Source organism: Nocardiopsis lambiniae (assembly GCF_031845465.1).
Lineage (GTDB): Bacteria > Actinomycetota > Actinomycetes > Streptosporangiales > Streptosporangiaceae > Nocardiopsis > Nocardiopsis lambiniae.
Genome location: NZ_JAVREP010000028.1, coordinates 44,268 through 62,326, shown reverse-complemented (window position 1 = coordinate 62,326; position 18,059 = coordinate 44,268). Strand labels below are relative to the sequence as shown.

Below are 18,059 nucleotides of genomic sequence, written 5' to 3'. Positions count from 1 at the left end.
CGAACGCACCCGCTTGTAGTGGTTGTACACCGCCACCGACAACGCCTTCTTGGCCTGATCCTGACCGATCACGTACGAGTCCAGGAACTCGTAGATCTCCCGAGGCTTGGGCAACGCGTCCCAGGAGAGCTCCGTGGAATCGGCGAGCTCCTCCTCGATGATCTCGTTGCACAGGTCGATGCACTCATCGCAGATGTACACGCCGGGGCCGGCGATGAGCTTCTTCACCTGCTTCTGGCTCTTGCCGCAGAACGAGCACTTCAGCAGGTCCCCGCCGTCGCCGATGCGTGCCACCCAGCCACTCCTCGAAACTAAGGCCGCCGACGTCGCGTACGGGGCCGCGCGGATACGGGTTCCGCCTCCGACCGCGCACGGACAGGCGATCTGTGTGTCGCTCTTTCGCCAGACTAAGCGAAAAACCGGACCGGCTTCACCACCGGGCCCTTCCGGGCGGGTTGAAGACCGGTCCGGTCGACGCCTTCTCGACCCTTGTCCGCGGGGTCTACTTGTTCAGGGACGCCTTGCGGTACGGCAGCACGAAGTCGATGATGCCGTACTCCTTGGCCTCTTCGGCGGTGAGGATCTTGTCCCGCTCGATGTCCTTGGACACCTGCTCGGGCGTACGGCCCGTGTGCCGCGCCAGCGTGGTCTCCAGCTGGGTCCGGATCCGGGTGATCTCGTTGGCCTGGATCTCGATGTCGCTGGCCTGACCGTGCATGCCCTCCGTGGCGGGCTGGTGGATCAGGATGCGGGCGTTGGGCAGCGCGCCGCGCTTGCCCTTGGTCCCGCCCGCGAGCAGGATGGCCGCGGCGGAGGCGGCCTGACCGATGCACACCGTCTGGATGTCCGGGCGGACGAACTGCATCGTGTCGTAGATCGCCATGAGCGACGTGAACGATCCGCCCGGCGAGTTGATGTACATCTGGATGTCACGCTCGGAGTCGAGCTGCTCCAGGGTGATGAGCTGGGCCATGAGGTCGTTGGCCGACGTGTCGTCGATCTGCACGCCGACGAAGATGATCCGCTCTTCGAACAGCTTGTTGTACGGATTCATCTCCTTGACGCCGTAGGACGTCCGCTCCACGTAGGACGGCAGGACGTAGCGGCCCTGGGGAGCCATCGGGGCGGTGCCGCCGATAAAGGGGTTGAACTCGGTCATTTCACGCCTTCCACGCTTCCACGCACTACGCCGATCCCGGCACCACCGGGTCGGTCGGGGTCACCGTACCGGCCCCGGATGCTCCGAGGCTCGACGGTTCCGTTCACCGACCACTCGCTATCCGCGGTCCCGGGTCACGTCGAGCGTGCCCTCCAGGACCTCGTCGATGAGGCCGTAATCCTTGGCCTCCTGCGCGGTGAACCAGCGGTCGCGGTCGGCGTCCTTCTCGATCTGCTCGACCGTCTGACCGGTGTGCTCGGAGATCTTCGCGATGAACATCTTCTTCACGTACATCAGCTGGTCCGCAAGGATGCGGATGTCGGAGGCGGTACCACCGATACCGCCGGACGGCTGGTGCATCATGACCCGGGTGTGCGGAAGCGCGTAGCGCTTGCCGGGGGTACCGGCGCACAGGAGCATCTGCCCCATGGAGGCGGCCATGCCGATCCCCACCGTGCGCACGTCGTTGGGGATGTACTGCATGACGTCATAGATCGCCATGCCGGCGGTCACGGAACCACCGGGCGAGTTGATGTACAGGGTGATGTCCCGCTGGCGGTCCTCGGCGGACAGCAAGAGGAGTTCACCCACCAGTCGGTTGGCGATCTCGTCGTCGACCTGCTGGCCGAGGAAAACGATTCGCTGGCGCAACAGGCGCTGAGGCGTCTGCTCAAGAAAAGGGGAAAACTGCGGCTCCGACGTACGAGCGTCGAATCGCGAGGACTCATTGAAGATCGGCGGCACTCTCGTCACCTGCTCCGGAATCGAAACGGTTGCGATACAGCGACACTAACGCCGACCGACACCGGGGTTGCACGGATCCCGTGCCTGTTCGCTTTGAGCGCAGGGTGGCGCGAGCCCGGCGGCGCCCGTTCCCCTGTCGGCGAACAAGGAGGGGTCCGGGGGCGGGAATAAAGGGAGGTTCCGCCACGGAAGGGAGGAGGGGATCCGGGAAAGGGGACGGGCCCCGCCCGACCCTGGGGTCGTGCGGGGCCCGTGAACGCTCGTCGAGCGCGGGACCTACTTGGCGTCGTCGGCCTTGGTGTCCTCGGCCTTGACGTCGTCGGCCGGGGTCTCCTCGGCGGCGGACTCGGTGTCCTCCTCGATGACCTCCAGGCCCTCGACGGCCTGGGCGGCGGCCTTGGCGGCCTTCTCCTCGGCGGTCTCCTGCTCGATGACGTTGCCGTCCTCGTCGGTGATCTTCGCCGAGGACAGGACCAGGTCCATGGCCTTACCGCGGACGACCTCGGTGAAGGCGACGCGGATCTGGTTGGACTGCACCAGGTGCTGGGCCAGCTGGTCCGGGCTCACGCCCATGCGCTGGGCCTGCTCGAACACGTACTGGCTGAGTTCGCCCTGGTCGGCGCTCAGGTCCTCCTGGATGGCGAGCTGGTCGAGGATGAACCCGGCCTTGACCGCGGAGCGGGCGCCGGTGGTCAGCTCCTCGTCGAACTCCTCCTCGGTCTTCTCCTGCGACTCCAGGTAGGCCTCCTTGGTGAGGCCGCTCTGCGCGAGCTGCTGCTCCAGGCTCTCGCGACGGCGCTGGATCTCCTCGTCGACGACCGCGTCGGGCAGCGGCAGCTCGATCGACTCGATCAGCTTCTCCAGGGCCTTGTCACGGGCGGAGGAGATCTGCTGGATGCGACGCACCTCGGTCATGCGCTTGCGCACGTCCTCGCGCAGCTCGCCGATGGTGTCGAACTCGCTGGCCAGCTGAGCGAACTCGTCGTCCAGCTCGGGCAGCTCCTTCACCTTGACGCTGTGCACGGTGACGGTCACGTCGGCCTCGCGGCCCTCGTGCTCGCCGCCCACCAGGGTGGTGGAGAAGGTGGCCTCGCCGCCGGACTCCATGCCGCGCAGGGTCTCGTCCAGACCCTCCAGCATGGTGTTGGTGCCGACCTCGTAGGAGTAGCCGGTGACGGCGACGTCGTCGAGCTTCTCACCGTCGATGGAGGCGGAGAGGTCGATGGAGACGTGGTCGCCGTCCTCCACCGGGCGCTCGGCGCCGGCCAGGGTGGAGAAGCGCTCGCGCAGGAAGCCGAGCTGCTCGTCGATCTGCTCCTCGGTGACCTCGGCGTTGTCGACGGTCACCTCGATGCCCTTGTAGTCGGCGACCTCGAACTTGGGGCGGACGTCGACCTCGGCCGTGAAGGCGAGCTCGTCGTTGTCCTCCAGCTTGGTGACCTCGACGTCGGGCTGGCCGAGCGCGAAGATCTCCTCCTTCTGGATGGCCTCGTTGTAAAGCTCGGGCACGGCGTGGTTGACCGCTTCGCTGATGACCGCGCCGCGGCCGACGTAGCGGTCGATCAGTCGGGCCGGCGCCTTGCCCGGGCGGAAGCCCTTGATCCGAACCTGCTTCGCGAGCGACTTGTAGGTCACGTCGAAAGCGTGATCGAGTTCCTCGAAGGGCACCTCGACGGTCAGCTTGACCCGGGTGGGGCTCAGCTCCTCGACAACGGTCTTCACGGGGCGGTACTCCTAGGTTTGCCGGCTGGTGTCCGCGTCGGCCCGCAGGCGCACCACACAACGGCGAATGCACGCGCGCACCCCCGGAAGATCTGACGATCACCGCGTCGGGGTGCCCTGCGACGGGCTGGGACTTACAGTTTCCTGCTGATCGCACCAAGTCTAGGGCAGATGCACAGGGGGAGACCGCGCACGGCCTGAAGCCGCCGTCGCGGTCGGTTTTTCGTCGGGGTGGCGGGATTCGAACCCGCGGCCTCATGCTCCCAAAGCATGCGCGCTAACCAAGCTGCGCCACACCCCGCGCACCCGATGACCGTGTCCGGCTCTGTGCCCTTCCTCGACCTCGGGTCGTACACGACGATCGCACGCCCCGAAAGGGGTGTGCGACCAACGCCCCGGAGACTGTACTCTTGTCTCCGTCGGCTCCACGAGTCTAGAGGAAACTCAAGGGCTCCGGCGCCACGCGGGCGTAGTTCAATGGTAGAACCCCAGCCTTCCAAGCTGGTCATGCGAGTTCGATTCTCGTCGCCCGCTCATCGACGGCGAGGGTCGGTGTCCCGATCGGGACACCGACCCTCGCCTTTCGCCTTTTCCCACCCCCGGACCGTGACCCCTCTCACAGAACCGAACGTTGTTCGGCCAGAGCAGGAATACCCGGCGCGACCGGGTACGTTGACCTTTCGGGTGGGGACGCCGACATCGAGGCCGGACGGGCGCCCCTGAACGGAGCGGGTGGCTGATGACCGAGGTGGATACGGCGCTGAGCGCACGCTGGTTCCAACGACCGGAAGGGCTGGAACGGCCCGCCGTCGTCACCGGCGTCTTCGACGTCCTGCACGTCGGGCACATCCGTTTCCTCCAGGCCATCGCCGACCGGGGGCTGCCCCTCGTCGTGGGGATCGAGTGCGACGAGCGCGTGCGCGCCTGGAAGGGGCCCGGCCGACCGGTGAACCCGGAGGAGGAGCGCGCCGAGACCATCGCCGCCCTGCGCTCCGTCACCGGTGCCTTCGTCATCGACGGGCCGCCCGAGGTCGCCGACTGGTCGGCCTACACCGAGGTCCTGCGCCCCCTGGCCCCCGCCGCCCTCGCCTTCACCGCGGGTGACCGCTACACCCGCGCCAAGATCCTCGGGGCGGAGGCGCTGGGCGCCCTCTCCTGGGAACTGCCCTTCACCCCCGGCCGTTCCACCACCGCCGCGCTGGGCCGACTGGCCCACGCCCTCTGAGACCCCCTCGGGAAGTCGGGCGCGCGGGCGGTTGTTGACCCACGCGTAACGCGAATCGAGGCTCAGATGTCCATGATGTCCGGTCGGCTCTCCTATAGGGCCCTGGTCAACGACGGGAGTGCCCGCGGGCAGCAACTGCCCCCCGGCATCACCCGTCGGATCGTCTCCTACGCCCGCCCCCACTGGCGGGCGATCCTGTTGTTCCTGTTCGTGACCTCGGTGGGCGCCGTCATCGTGGTGGCCAACCCGCTGCTGCTCAAGGCCATCATCGACCGGGGGATCATCCCCGGCGACGCGACGCTGGTGATGTGGCTGGCGGTCACGGCCGGTGTCCTGGCCTTCGTGGAGGGCCTGCTGGCGCTGACCGGCCGCTGGTTGTCGGCGCGCATCGGCGAGGGCGTCATCTACCTGCTGCGCACCCAGGTCTTCACCCATGTACAGCGGATGCCGCTGGCGTTCTTCACCCGTACCCAGACCGGCTCGCTCATCAGCCGGTTGAACACCGACGTGGTCGGGGCCCAGCGGGCGATCACCTCGGTGTTGCAGTCGGTGGTCTCCAACCTGGTCAGCGTGACCGCCGTGATCATCACCATGGCCGCGCTGTCCTGGCAGATCACCCTCATGGCGCTGGCGCTGGTGCCGTTGTTCCTGGTGCCCGCCAGGTTCATCGGGCGCCGGCTGGCGCACATCTCCCGGGACGCGATGGACACCAACGCCGACATGAGCTCCCTGATGACGGAGCGGTTCAACGTCGGTGGGGCCATGCTGGTCAAGCTGTACGGACGGCCGGAGGAGGAGTCGACCGGGTTCTCCCGGCGGGCCGCCCGGGTGCGCGACCTGGGGGTACGCCAGGCGGTGTTCGGCGGGCTGCTGTTCACCATGCTGGGGATGATCACCGCGCTGGCGACCGCGATGGTCTACGGCGTCGGCGGCGTGCTGGCGGTGGACGGCGCCTTCGAGGTCGGCACCCTGGTGGCGCTGACCACGTTGATGGTGCGCCTGTACGGACCGGTGACGACCCTGTCCAACGTGCACGTGGAGATCATGACCGCGCTGGTGTCCTTCGACCGGGTCTTCGAGGTGCTGGACCTGGAGCCCGGGATCAAGGAGGCTCCCGACGCCCGGCCGGTCCCGTCCGGTCCGGCGAGCGTGGAGTTCGACAACGTGTCGTTCCGCTACCCGGGCGCGGAGGAGACGTCGGTGGCCTCCCTGGAGCTCAACCCGCAGGCGCGCGGCACCGAGGGCACCCAGGTGCTGAGCGGGGTGTCGCTGCGGGCCGAGCCCGGGACGATGGTGGCCCTGGTCGGTCCCTCGGGGGCCGGGAAGACGACGCTGACGCACCTGGTGTCGCGGTTGTACGACCCGACGGAGGGCACGGTGCGCATCGGCGGCCTGGACCTGCGGGAGTCGGCCTCCGACTCGCTGCGCGAGGCGGTGGGCGTGGTCACCCAGGACGCGCAGCTGTTCCACGACACGATCGGGGCGAACCTGCGCTACGCCCGACCCGACGCCACCGACGAGGAACTGGAGGAGTCACTGCGGATGGCCCGCTTGGGCGCGCTGTTGGAACAGCTGCCCGACGGACTGGACACGATGGTGGGCGACCGGGGATACCGGCTGTCCGGCGGTGAGAAGCAGCGGCTGGCGATCGCCCGGCTGTTGCTGCGCGCGCCGTCGGTGGTGGTGCTGGACGAGGCCACCGCGCATCTGGACTCGGAATCCGAGGCGGCGGTGCAGGAGGCGCTGGCGGTGGCCCTGGCCGGGCGCACGTCCCTGGTCATCGCGCACCGGTTGGCGACCGTGCGCGAGGCCGACCAGATCCTGGTGCTGGAGGACGGCCGGATCCTGGAGCGGGGCACCCACGAGGAGCTGCTGGGGCGGGACGGCCTCTACACGGCGCTGTACCGGACCCAGTTCGCGCCGCAGCACGGCTGAGGCGCTACTTCTTCCGCTTCTTCTTCTCGCGCTTCTTGCGCTTGTCACCGTCCTTCTTCTTCGAGGGGCGGGAGGCCTTCTCGGCCTTCCGCTCCTTCGCCTTCTTGCGCTCCTTCTTGGCCGCCTTGGCCTTCTTCGGCTTCTTGCGCTTCTTGGGCTTCTTGGCGTTCTTCGAGGTCACGTGATCGGCGAGGACCTCCGGGAGGGGGGCCAGGCCGGGGCCGCCGGCGAAGATCCAGTCGTCGAGGGCGTCGAGCAGCCGATCCTCGGTCATCTCCCCCAGCCAGACCGGTCCGGCGCCGGCCGTGCGGCCAGCCCGGGAGGGCTGCACGACCACGACGTTGGCCTGGAAACAGATGCCCAGGCACTTGCTGGTGCGGACGGGCACGGTGCGGCCCGCGTGGTCGTCGATGGCGGAGAGCCGGGCGAGCTGGGCCTTGTGGTCGACTCCGGGGACCTTCTTCTTCGTCCCGCAGCAGCACCCACGGCAGACCGTGAGCCGGCAGGGCTGTCCGTCGATGTCGCCCACATCCGCCCCCTTCCTGGAACGTTAGGTTCGCCTTACCTGATCCGATTCAGGGTAACCCGTCCCCGAACAGTCGTGACCAGCGGGGACGTCGAACGGGCGCCAGGTCTCGGGAAGCCCGGCGTCGTCCGTCGTCCCGTTCCATCCGGGTTCCCACAGGAACGGCAGTCCCGCCGCCAGGAGCGGCCTCCGGTGGTCCATCAGCTGCATCCGCACCTGGGGTTCGGTGCAGGCCCCCGAGTTCCCGCAGCGGGCGATGGGCCGACCCGCCTCGACCCTCTCCCCGGGGCGCACCGTGATCGATCCCCGTTGGAGATGACCCAGGAGCACGTACGCGCCGCCGATGTCGATGATCACGTGGTTGCCCAGGAGACCGGCCGGTCCGCGCAGTTCGCGCAGGGTGTTCTCGACGACCGCGCCGAACAGCCACGGCCAGGAGTTGCGGCTGCGGTGATCGCGGCGCCGGTCGTGCACGCTCACGACGATCCCGTCGGCGGGCGCGCGCACGGGTCGGCCGAACGCCGGGAAGTCCTCGGGCGGTCGGCTCAGCGGACGCCAACCGATGTCCGGCCGGGTGCCGTCCTCGGCGACCAGGCCGAGGGCGTGCGTCTGCCCGTAGGCGTGGGTCCCCTGGCTGGGGACCGCGTCCACCGGGCTCGTCAACGCCATCCAGCGACCGCGGACCGGGGGCCGCAGCAGGCGGGGCGCGCACCGGACGGTGCCCAGACGCAGGTACACGGCCAGCGCGACGGCGAACAGGGTCCATCCGATCCACCAGGGCAGACCGGCGTAACCGGCGAGCAGGGCCGCGGCGGCCACCCACATCAGCGGAACGCGGACGCGCGCCAAGGCGACCTGGAATCGGGACGGGGCGGGATCGGGCATCCTCCATTGTGGACACCCGATCCCGCCCCGACCGAACGGCCCTACCGTTTCCGGTTCTCCCGGGCGCGCTTGCGCAGGTAATCGGTGGCGGCGTCGCTTCCCTTGTCGATCTTGTCGTCGTGGGCACCGCCGGTGGCCTTCTTGGCGGCACCCGCGGCCTTACCGACGAATCCTTCGACCTTGTCGGCGTTGTCGTCGACGGCCTTCTTCAGTTTGTCGAAAGCATCTCCGGCACCGGACATGGAATCCCCCTTCGATCCGTCCTGCACACAAGGCGATACCCGGTGCGACCCGAGTTCACTCCGAGGTCAGAGGTCGAGGATGATCCGGGCGATCGAGAAGTAGATGAGCAATCCGGTGGCGTCCACCAGGGTCGCCACCATCGGGGAGGACACCACCGCCGGGTCCACGCCCACCTTGCGGGCCAGCAGGGGCATGGACGATCCGATGATCGCCGCCCAGGTGCAGATGGCGATGACCGAGAGGGCCACCACCACGGCGATCTGGAACCCCACCAGCAGCGCCCCGATGGCCAGCGCCAGGCCCGCGAGCATGATGCCGAGCAGCAGGCCGACCCGGGCCTCCTTCCAGATGACCTGGGGCAGGTCGCGCACCCGCACCTCACCGACGGCCAGGGCGCGCACGATCGCGGTGGCGGACTGGGCGCCGACGTTGCCGCCCGTGCCGATGAGCATCGGCACGAACACCGCCAGGGCCGTGACCTCCTCCAGGGTCGCCTCGAAGACCTGCATGACGTTGACGGTGAGGGTGGCCGCCACGATGAGCAGCATGAGCCACACCGAACGGGCCCCGACCAGGCGCAGCACGCCCACGGTGACGTAGTGGTCGCCGACGGGACTGGCACCGGACTGGCGGGCCATGTCCTCGGAGTCGGCCGCCTCGATGAGCTCCAGGGCGTCGTCGAAGGTCAGCAGGCCCACGAACCGGTCCTCGGAGTCGACCACCGACAGGGAGACCAGGTTGGCCTCCTGCATGAGGCGGGCGGCGTCCTCGGCGGGGTGGGTGGCCCGCACCCGCGGCGCGAACACGTCCACGATGTCCTTGAGCAGCCGGGCGTCGTCGTTGACGACCAGGTCGCCCAGGGTGACGGTGCCGACGAGACGGCGCCCGTCGGTGACCACCGGCAGGGTGTAGATGGTCTCCGCGTCGGCCCCTTTGACGCGCACGATCTCCAGGGCCCGGCCCACGGTGAGGTCGCGGTGCAGGACGACCGTCTCGGGGGTCATGTACCGGCCGACGGAGTCCTCGGGGTAGCCCAGGAGCGCCGCGGTCATCTTGCGTTCGGCGGGGCTGAGCCCGGCCAGGGCGCGGGTGGCGATCTTGGCGGGGGCCTCCCCGATGAGACGGGCCCGGTCGTCGGGGTCCATCTCCTCCAGGATCTCGTGGAAGGCGCTGTCGCGCAGGCCCAGGAGGATGGCCTGCTGCTGGCCGGGATCGAGTTCCTCGAAGACCTCCAGCTCCCGGTCCTTGTCCAGGAGCCGGAAGGGGATGATCGCCTCTCCGCTCGTCATGCGGGAGAGTTCGTCGGCGATCTCGTAGGGCCTGTGTTCGGCCAACCAGAGCCGGATACCGGTCAGGTCGTTGTTCTCGACCAGATCGATGAGTTCTTCAGCGCGCTCGCCTTCTGACATGCGAAGCACCCCCTCGCGTTCTCCTACGCCCGGCGGGCACGGCCCACGGGGCGACACCGGTTTCGAATGGCGGCTCCGGGTCCCGTCGTCACCGGTGTGAGGGCCCGCGCGGAGTCGGCGCCGGGGGCGGGGAAGGGCGCGCGCGGATGCCCGGAAGACGTGTACGGGGACGGCCGACCGTACACGGGACGGGGAGCATCCCGACCTTACCCGCCCCGGGGCCGGTGGCGGGCCCCGGCGTTCCGTCCCGGGGTGTCAGTGCCGCCAGAGGACGACGAGGGCGCAGTCGTCGTTCTTGTCCTTGCTGAGGGAGTCGACGATCTTTCCGGCGCCCGTGGAGAAGCCCCGGGTGACCAGCGTCTCGGCGGCTCCGAGCAGGCGGTCGATGCCCGCGTCGAGGTCCTCGCCGGGTGTCTCGATGAGGCCGTCGGTGCAGAGCATGATGGCGTCACCGGGGCGGAGCCGGCCGCGGACCGACGTGTAGGTCATCTCGGGGATGACGCCCAGGACCACGCCCTTGGCCTCGGTGGTGCTCCACACCCCGGTGCCCGCGTCGTAATGGAGCGCGGGCGGGTGGCCGGCGGAGGCGATGCGGTACTCGCCGTTGCCCAGGTCCACGCTCAGGTGGACGGCGGTGACGAATCCCTCACCGCCGCCGGTGCGCATGAGGTAGTCGTTGCAGTGGGCGAGGAACTCCCCGGTGGGGACGGCCCCGATGAGACCGCTGAAGGCGCCCGAGAGCAGCAGGGCGCGGGTACCGGCGTCGACGCCCTTGCCGGAGACGTCGACCACGGCGATGTCCAGCCGCTCGCCGTCGCGGTGGGAGACGACGAAGTCACCGCCGAAGGAGGATCCGCCGGCCTGGCGCAGGACGGCGGTGCGCCCCCAGCCGCCGGGGAGCTCGGGCAGCCTGCCCTGGTGACGGAGCCGGTCGCGCAGGTCCAGGAGCATCATCTCGCCGCTGAGACCCTGCACTCCGAGGCGTTCGCGCACGCCCGACAGCAGGTAGGACAGGACGGCGGTGACGCCGATGGTGACCAGCAGCCCGGGACCGACCTGACCGAAGTCGAGCATGAAGGCGACGAAGACGAGGACGGCGGCGACCACGCCGAGGAGGAAGGCCAGGCTCTTGCGCTTGAGCAGCAGCCCGCCGGCCAGGACGGTCAGGATCGTGGAACTGGGCGGGAACCAGCCGGCGGGTCCCCAGACGGCGCCCACGCCGATGCCGACGGCGAGGACGACCAGGGTGATGAGGACGAGCCGGTAGCGGAACAGCACCTTGCGCCGGAGCACCGCGACGATCCGCTGCGCGGTGGTGCGCAGCAGTCGGGTGGCCTTGGCGTTCGGTGTGGGCTTCATGGATCCTCTGTACGGGCGCGTCCGCTCGCGGGGTTCGGTGTCGTCGGTCGGCTCGGCCCGCGGGGGTCGATGTCGGTCGGCTCGGTGGGCCTGCGCCGTGGCCGTGTCGGTACGGCCGGGACCCGACGGCACCCCCGTGGGCTCGGGGTGTTCGGCGGGCCGAGGGCGGTGTGGGGACCCGCCCGGGTCGTGGCGGCGGGCCGTGGGCACCGCCGGGCGGCGGCCGGGATGGGACCGGGCCGCTGTGCACGAACTGTAGCGCGGGGGGTGTCCGACTGGCACGTGCATCCGTCGGTGTTCTCCCCCATAACCGCAGGTTTGGGGTCGGCCCAAACCCGCTGGGCCGGGCACACGTACGCCCTCGGGCGGACGGACGCCGGGGCGGGCGCGTCCGCGCGAGGGCGCGTACGGGTTGCGGGAGTGCTACGGCAGGGGCGGGAGTTCGCCGGTCTCCTCGTAGGCCGTCAGCATCGAGATCCGGCGGGTGTGCCGCTCCTCGTCGCTGTAGGGCGTGGAGAGGAAGACCTCCACGAAACGGGTGGCCTCCTCCAGGGTGTGCATCCGGCCGCCGACGCCGAGCACGTTGGCGTCGTTGTGCTCGCGCGCGAGCCGGGCGGTGTCCTCGCTCCAGGCCAGAGCGGCGCGAACACCCTCGACCTTGTTGGCGGCGATCTGCTCGCCGTTGCCGGAACCACCGATGACGATGCCCAGCGAGCCCGGGTCCGCGGCGACGCCCTCGGCGGCGCGCAGGACGAAGGGCGGGTAGTCGTCGACGGCGTCGTAGAGGAACGGCCCGGCGTCGACGACCTCGTGGCCGCGCTCCTTCAGCCAGGAGACGAGGTGTTCTTTGAGCTCGTAGCCCGCATGATCTGATCCAAGGTAAACACGCACGGACACAGTCTTGCAGGTCGTGACGGGCGCACGCACGACGCCCCGCCCCATCGCGGGGACGGGGCGGGGCGTCGGGAACGTCTTCGGGCCGAGTTCAGACGGCGCCGGCGGCGGCGGCGACGCTCAGGCCCAGGATGGCGAAGAGGACCATGGAGGCGATGGCGATCACGTTGCTGATCACCATCATCTTGACGTCCTTGCCGAGGGGTCCTGCCTTGGAGACCGCGGGCTTGTTGCTCAACTCACACCTCGTTTGGGTTCGACCAGGGGATGACCAGTCGGAATTTTTCCACACCCCACAACGCGATTCTCACCGGGGCCGATTCCTGGTATGAGACGTTCCGGGGCGTGAGGCCGGCCACAGCCACCGATCACATCTGTACGGCTTTGACCTCGCAGAACTCCTCCAGGCCCGGCAGGCCCCACTCGCGCCCGTTTCCGGAGCGCTTGTAGCCGCCGAAGGGGGCGCGCGGGTTGAGCGCGCCGCCGTTGAGCTCCACCTGGCCGGCCCGCAGGCGTCGGGCGACCGCGAGCCCCCGGTCGGGGTCGCCCGACCACACGGCGGCGTTGAGGCCGTAGACGGTGTCGTTGGCGATGGTCACGGCCTCGTCCTCGGTGTCGTACGGGATGAGGACCAGGACCGGGCCGAAGATCTCCTCCTGGGCGATGCGCATGTCGTTGCGCACGTCGGCGAAGACCGTGGGGCGAACGTGGTAGCCGGGCCCGTCGACGGGTTCGGGGCCGCCGGTGACCAGGCGGGCGCCCTCCTCCACACCGAGTTCGATGTAGGCGCGGACCTTCTCCAGCTGGGCGGCGGAGACCAACGGGCCCATGCGGGTGGTCTCGTCCGTGGGGTCCCCGGGGACGTACTTGGCGGCGGCCCGCCCGGCCAGGGCGACGGCCTCCTCGTAGACGTCCCTGTGCACGAGCATGCGGGTGAGGGCGTTGCAGCTCTGACCGGTGTTGCGCATGACGTCGGCGACGCCGCGCTTGACGGCGGCGGTGAGGTCGGCGTCGGGGAGGATGACGTTGGGCGACTTCCCGCCCAGTTCGAGGGCGACCCGCTTGACGGTCTCGGCGGCCACCTGGCTGACCCGGGTGCCGGCCCGGGTCGAGCCGGTGAAGGAGACCATGTCGACCCGCGGGTGGGCGGCGATGGCCTCGCCCACGACCGGCCCGGTGCCGGAGACCAGGTTGAACACGCCCGGGGGCAGCCCGGCGTCGTGGAAGGCCTCGGTCAGGGCGTAGGCGCTCAGCGGGGCGACCTCGCTGGGCTTGAGGACGACGGTGTTGCCGGCGAGCAGCGCGGGAACGACCTTGAGCACGATCTGGTGCAGCGGGTAGTTCCACGGGGTGATGGCGCCGACCACGCCGACGGGTTCGCGGACGACGAGCGAGTTGCCCAGTCGTTCGCCCTCGAAGTACCGCTCCCCGTTCTCCTCGACCAGGTCGATGTAGGTCTGGAACATGAGGGAGGGCAGGCCCGCCTGCACTTTGCGGGCGAACACCGCGGGAGCGCCCATGTCACGGGTGAGCAGGGCGGCGATGTCGTCGATGCGGGAATCGAAGAGTTCCAGCACCTTGGTCAGATGGGTGACGCGCTGCCCGGGGGTGAGCGCCGACCACGCCGGGAAGGCGGTCGCGGCGGCCGTGACCGCGGCGTCGACGTCCCGGGGGTCTCCGGCCGGAACGGCGTCGATGACCTGCTCGGTCGCCGGATCGATCACGTCCAGGGCCTCGTCCGAGGCCGAATCGCGCCAGGCGCCGTCGATGTAGAGGGATCGCATGCCACCACTGTCGCAGAACGGGATTCGGTCGGCCAGTGCGGGTCGGCCGACCCGTGATCCCACCGATCCCCCCGCCTCGGGGCCCGACCGTGTCCTTCGGACGCCTTCGTGCTCCTCCGCGAAGCCGGGTGCCGGCGAGCGGCCGTCCGGGCGATCCCTCGCGAGACGAAGCGCGAAGCCGGTCCCGGGCGGCCGTGCCGGCGTCCTCGTCGCCGCGAGCGGCCGTCCGGGTACCCGGAACCCGCCAGGTCGGTCAGTCCCAGTGCGGGGGCCGCTCGGCGATCAGCCGGTCGGTGGAGTCGTCGGCGGGGTCGTCGCCCCAGCCCAAGGCCCTCTCGTCACCGGTGGTGTCGGGCAGGATCTCCAGGTCGTCGAGGAATTCGACCCTGCGGTCGTCGTCGGGTCCGGGCACGGTCTTCCCTTTCGTTCGGGTGCGGCGGTCGGTCGCTGCGGCCCTCTCCAGTGTGCACCGTCGGGCGGGCGGTGGAGGTCTCTCCCCGCCCGGCCCGAGCGGCGCGTCGTGCCCGGTGCGGCCCGTGCGTCTCACGGGCCCCGTTCCGCCTCGTCCCCTCCGCCCCGGAAGGCCCCCGAGGGGCGGCCCGCGACCGGGCCCCTCCCTCGGAGACGCCTCCCCCGCCGGCCCCGGGGACATCCGGGGCCGGACCGAGGGCCCCGGCAGGTTCGGGGACCGGCGGTCAGTCGAAGATCGGGCCGCGGGTGCGGGTGCGCTTGAGCTCGAAGAAGCCGTCGACGCCGGCGACCAGGCGGACGCCGTCCCACAGCCTTCCGGCCTCCTCGCCGCGCGGGATGGGAGTGATGACGGGACCGAAGAAGGCGACGTCCTCGACCTGGACGACGGGGGTGCCGACGTCCTCGCCGACCAGCTTCATGGCCTCGGAGTGGGAGGCGCGCAGGGCCTCGTCGTAGTCGGTGGAGCGGCCGGCGGCGATCAGGTCCTCGGGCAGGCCCGCCTCGACCAGGGCGGCGCGGATCGTCTCCTCCGTGGTGGGCTCGGCGTTGTTGTGGAACCGGGTGCCCAGGGCGGTGTAGAGGGGGCCCAGGGCCTCGGGGCCCGCGTGCTGCTCGGCGGCGACGCACACGCGCACCGCGGCCCAGGCGCGGTCCAACATGTCGCGGTACCCCTGGGACAGGTCGCGGCCCTCGTTGAGGACGCTCAGGCTCATCACGTGCCAGCGCACCCGCACGGGGCGCACCTTCTCGACCTCCAGCAGCCAGCGGGAGGTGATCCACGCCCAGGGACAGGCCGGGTCGAACCACATGTCCGCATAGGTGAGGTCCTGCTCAACGGAATCGGCGGGGGTCTGCGTCATCGATGCTCCTCGCGAAAGTCGGGCCGGCGCCCCGGAGAGGCCGCCGAAGGCCTACAACCTTCGATTTCGGTTGCGCATTCCGCCCCGGCGCGTGGCAGGATCGAAGCCGAATCGACAATCGATCCACCGGCCCCGACGACATCCCTCACCGAGGGGGCCCTCGGCCAGCGCCGTCGTCCGGTGATGCGATCCGGCCGGCGACGACGGCGGCCGTGGAGGGAGCGTGGCGTGGCAGGGAACCTGACCCGGGACGAGGCTCGGGAGCGGGCGCGCATTCTGAGCGTCGACTCCTACGAGGTGACACTCGACCTCACCACCGGTGACGAGACCTTCCGATCCACCACCGTGGTCCGCTTCTCCTCTTCGGAGCCGGGCGCGCGGACGTTCGTGGAACTGGCCGCACCCCGTGTGCTGTCGGCGTCCCTGAACGGTGCGGAACTGGACCCGGCCGAGCTGTTCGACGGTGAGCGCCTGGCGCTGCCGGAGGTGGCCGCCGACAACGAACTGACCGTGGTGGCCGACGCCGCCTACATGCGCACCGGTGAGGGTCTGCACCGGTTCGTCGACCCCGTGGACGACTCGGTGTACCTGTACACCCAGTTCGAGACAGCCGACGCGCACCGCATGTTCGCGTGCTTCGACCAGCCCGACCTGAAGGCGACGTTCGAGCTGACCGTGTTCGCGCCGCCGTCGTGGACCGTGGTCTCCAACAGCGCCCCCGACGTGGAGGGCGAGGCCGCCGGCGAGGAGCGGACGCGCTGGCACTTCCCCGCCACGAAGCGGATGTCCACCTACATCACGGCGCTCGTCGCGGGTCCGTACCACGTGGTCCGCGACGAGCACGACGGCATCGACCTGGGCCTGTTCTGCCGGGCGTCGCTGGCCGAGCACCTGGACTCCGACGCCCTCTTCGAGGTGACCAAGAAGGGCTTCGACTTCTTCCACGACCTGTTCGGCGTGCGCTACGCCTTCGGCAAGTACGACCAGTTGTTCGTGCCGGAGTTCAACGCGGGCGCCATGGAGAACGCGGGTGCCGTCACCTTCCTGGAGGACTACGTCTTCCGGTCCCGGGTCACCGACGCCCGCTACGAGCGTCGCGCGGAGACGATCCTGCACGAGATGGCGCACATGTGGTTCGGTGACCTGGTCACCATGCGCTGGTGGGACGACCTGTGGCTGAACGAGTCCTTCGCGACCTACGCCAGCGTGTACTGCCAGGCCAACGCCACCAAGTGGACGGACGCCTGGACCACGTTCGCGAACGTGGAGAAGTCCTGGGCCCTGCGCCAGGACCAGCTGCCCTCCACCCACCCGATCGCCGCCGACATGGTCGACATCCAGGCGGTCGAGGTGAACTTCGACGGCATCACCTACGCCAAGGGCGCCTCGGTGCTCAAGCAGTTGGCGGCGTACGTGGGCGTGGACGCGTTCTTCGCCGGTGTGCGCGCCTACTTCCAGGAGTTCGCCTTCGGCAACACCGAGCTGAAGGACCTGCTCAAGCACCTGGAGGCGGCCTCGGGTCGCGACCTGTCGGGCTGGTCGCGCGAGTGGCTGGAGACCACGGGCGTCAACACGATGCGCCCGGACTTCGAGGTGGACGCGGAGGGACGCTTCACGTCGTTCGCCGTCCTCCAGGAGGCCGCCCCCGAGCACCCGACGCTGCGTTCGCACCGGCTGGCGATCGGCCTGTACGACCGCACCGACGAGGGCATCGTGCGCCGCGAGCGCGTGGAGCTGGACGTCGAGGGCGCCCGCACCGAGGTACCCGAGCTGGTCGGCCAGGCCCGCCCGGACCTGGTGCTCATCAACGACGACGACCTGACCTTCACCAAGATCCGGTTGGACGAGCGGTCCCTGGCCACGGTCGTGGAGGGCGTCGGGAGCATCCGGGGATCGCTGCCGCGCGCGCTGGCGTTCAGCGCCGCCTGGGACATGACCCGCGACGGCGAGATGGCCGCCCGCGACTACGTCGACCTGGTCGTCTCCGGGATCGACGGCGTGGACGACGTCACGATCGCCCAGACCCTGCTGCGCCAGGCCGTGTCGGCGCTGCACAACTACGCCGACCCTGCGTGGCGCCCGTTCGGGTTCGAGAGACTGTCGGATCGGCTGCGTGAGCTGCTGACGGCCGCCGAGCCCGGTGGCGACCTCCAGCTGGCCTACGTCACCGCGCTGACCTCCAGCGCGGTGAGCGACGCCCACCTGTCCCTGCTCCAGGGGTTGCTGGACGGCGCGATCACCGTGGACGGCCTGGAGGTGGACACCGACCTGCGGTGGACGCTGCTGCGCCGCCTGGTCGCCACCGGCAAGGCCGGCGAGAACGAGATCGCCGCCGAGGTGAAGAACGACCCGACGGCCGCAGGCCGGCGGCACGCGGCGGGCGCCCGCTCCGCGATCCCCACCGCCGAGGCCAAGGCCGCGGCCTGGGACCGCATCGTGAACGAGGAGCTGGCCAACGCCGAGTTCCGGTCGGTGCTGCTGGGCTTCGTCGAGCCGGGTCAGGCCGACCTGTACCGGCCCTACACGGAGAAGTACTTCGCCCAGCTGGCCCCGGCGTGGGAGAAGTGGACCGGCGAGTTCGCGCAGACCTTCGCCGAGTTCATGTACCCGGGCGGGCTGGTGGAGGAGGCGACGCTGGAACGCACCGACGCCTACATCGCCGAGCACTCCCCCGCCCCGGCGCTGCGCCGGCTGCTCATCGAGGGCCGGGCCGGTGTCGAGCGGGCCCTGAGGGCCCGTGCCGTCGACATCGCCGCCGGCAAGGAGCGCCAGGAGGAGCGGGCGTCGTGAGGTGACCCACGGGCCCGGGGGATCGCTCCCCCGGGCCCGTCCCGTGTCCGGGG

17 protein-coding genes and 2 tRNA genes are annotated in these 18,059 nt (G+C 70.0%); 4 read left to right on the top strand and 15 right to left on the bottom strand.

What is annotated here, in order from left to right; translation table 11 throughout:
- The 5 genes from RM479_RS25760 to RM479_RS25740 form a co-directional block, all read right to left on the bottom strand.
- Window positions 1–294 (bottom strand): ClpX C4-type zinc finger protein (locus tag RM479_RS25760; protein ID WP_311514282.1); only part of this gene is annotated, 294 nt, incomplete at its 3' end.
- 208 nt (window positions 295–502) lie between these two features.
- Entirely contained in the window at window positions 503–1,159 is a 657-nt protein-coding gene (locus RM479_RS25755) for an ATP-dependent Clp protease proteolytic subunit (RefSeq protein ID WP_311514281.1), read from the bottom strand.
- Window positions 1,160–1,276: 117 nt separating this feature from the next.
- Window positions 1,277–1,903, bottom strand: coding sequence for a ClpP family protease (locus RM479_RS25750; RefSeq protein ID WP_274809083.1), 627 nt, complete (start codon window positions 1,901–1,903; stop codon window positions 1,277–1,279).
- A gap of 276 nt (window positions 1,904–2,179) precedes the next feature.
- Window positions 2,180–3,625: a trigger factor gene (tig, locus tag RM479_RS25745; protein ID WP_311514280.1), complete on the bottom strand. Its 1,446-nt coding sequence runs from the start codon at window positions 3,623–3,625 to the stop codon at window positions 2,180–2,182.
- A 226-nt stretch (window positions 3,626–3,851) separates the two neighbouring features.
- Window positions 3,852–3,926 (bottom strand) — tRNA-Pro (locus tag RM479_RS25740).
- Window positions 3,927–4,088: 162 nt separating this feature from the next.
- On the opposite strand from RM479_RS25740, the gene RM479_RS25735 reads away from it, so the two are divergent.
- From RM479_RS25735 to RM479_RS25725, 3 genes are all read left to right on the top strand, one after another.
- A tRNA-Gly gene (locus RM479_RS25735) sits at window positions 4,089–4,159 on the top strand.
- Window positions 4,160–4,364: 205 nt separating this feature from the next.
- Window positions 4,365–4,850, top strand: coding sequence for an adenylyltransferase/cytidyltransferase family protein (locus RM479_RS25730; protein ID WP_311514279.1), 486 nt, complete (start codon window positions 4,365–4,367; stop codon window positions 4,848–4,850).
- Window positions 4,851–4,922: 72 nt separating this feature from the next.
- Complete coding sequence (locus RM479_RS25725) at window positions 4,923–6,785, top strand: ABC transporter ATP-binding protein (RefSeq protein ID WP_311514284.1); 1,863 nt, start codon at window positions 4,923–4,925, stop codon at window positions 6,783–6,785.
- A 4-nt stretch (window positions 6,786–6,789) separates the two neighbouring features.
- Here RM479_RS25725 and RM479_RS25720 read toward each other — a convergent pair whose 3' ends face one another.
- From RM479_RS25720 to RM479_RS25675, 10 genes are all read right to left on the bottom strand, one after another.
- Window positions 6,790–7,314: a (2Fe-2S) ferredoxin domain-containing protein gene (locus tag RM479_RS25720; RefSeq protein ID WP_311514278.1), complete on the bottom strand. Its 525-nt coding sequence runs from the start codon at window positions 7,312–7,314 to the stop codon at window positions 6,790–6,792.
- Between the two features lie 21 nt (window positions 7,315–7,335).
- Entirely contained in the window at window positions 7,336–8,196 is an 861-nt protein-coding gene (locus RM479_RS25715) for a M23 family metallopeptidase (RefSeq protein ID WP_311514277.1), read from the bottom strand.
- Window positions 8,197–8,237: 41 nt separating this feature from the next.
- Window positions 8,238–8,438, bottom strand: a complete 201-nt coding sequence (locus RM479_RS25710) for an Rv0909 family putative TA system antitoxin (RefSeq protein ID WP_311514276.1) — start codon at window positions 8,436–8,438, stop codon at window positions 8,238–8,240.
- Between the two features lie 66 nt (window positions 8,439–8,504).
- The gene (gene mgtE / locus RM479_RS25705; RefSeq protein WP_311514275.1) at window positions 8,505–9,848 is read right to left on the bottom strand and encodes a magnesium transporter; all 1,344 of its coding nucleotides are present in this window, start codon (window positions 9,846–9,848) and stop codon (window positions 8,505–8,507) included.
- 255 nt (window positions 9,849–10,103) lie between these two features.
- The gene (locus tag RM479_RS25700; protein WP_274809076.1) at window positions 10,104–11,207 is read right to left on the bottom strand and encodes a PP2C family protein-serine/threonine phosphatase; all 1,104 of its coding nucleotides are present in this window, start codon (window positions 11,205–11,207) and stop codon (window positions 10,104–10,106) included.
- Between the two features lie 423 nt (window positions 11,208–11,630).
- On the bottom strand, window positions 11,631–12,098 hold the full coding sequence (locus RM479_RS25695; RefSeq protein ID WP_311514274.1) for a ribose-5-phosphate isomerase: 468 nt from the start codon (window positions 12,096–12,098) through the stop codon (window positions 11,631–11,633).
- Between the two features lie 94 nt (window positions 12,099–12,192).
- Window positions 12,193–12,339: a hypothetical protein gene (locus tag RM479_RS25690; protein ID WP_274809074.1), complete on the bottom strand. Its 147-nt coding sequence runs from the start codon at window positions 12,337–12,339 to the stop codon at window positions 12,193–12,195.
- Window positions 12,340–12,469: 130 nt separating this feature from the next.
- Complete coding sequence (locus tag RM479_RS25685) at window positions 12,470–13,885, bottom strand: aldehyde dehydrogenase family protein (RefSeq protein WP_311514273.1); 1,416 nt, start codon at window positions 13,883–13,885, stop codon at window positions 12,470–12,472.
- Between the two features lie 253 nt (window positions 13,886–14,138).
- Complete coding sequence (locus RM479_RS25680) at window positions 14,139–14,297, bottom strand: hypothetical protein (RefSeq protein WP_274809072.1); 159 nt, start codon at window positions 14,295–14,297, stop codon at window positions 14,139–14,141.
- A 283-nt stretch (window positions 14,298–14,580) separates the two neighbouring features.
- The gene (locus RM479_RS25675) at window positions 14,581–15,216 is read right to left on the bottom strand and encodes a mycothiol-dependent nitroreductase Rv2466c family protein (RefSeq protein ID WP_311514272.1); all 636 of its coding nucleotides are present in this window, start codon (window positions 15,214–15,216) and stop codon (window positions 14,581–14,583) included.
- A 228-nt stretch (window positions 15,217–15,444) separates the two neighbouring features.
- On the opposite strand from RM479_RS25675, the gene pepN reads away from it, so the two are divergent.
- Window positions 15,445–18,006, top strand: a complete 2,562-nt coding sequence (gene pepN / locus RM479_RS25670) for an aminopeptidase N (protein ID WP_311514271.1) — start codon at window positions 15,445–15,447, stop codon at window positions 18,004–18,006.
- The last annotated feature ends 53 nt before the right edge of the window (window positions 18,007–18,059 follow it).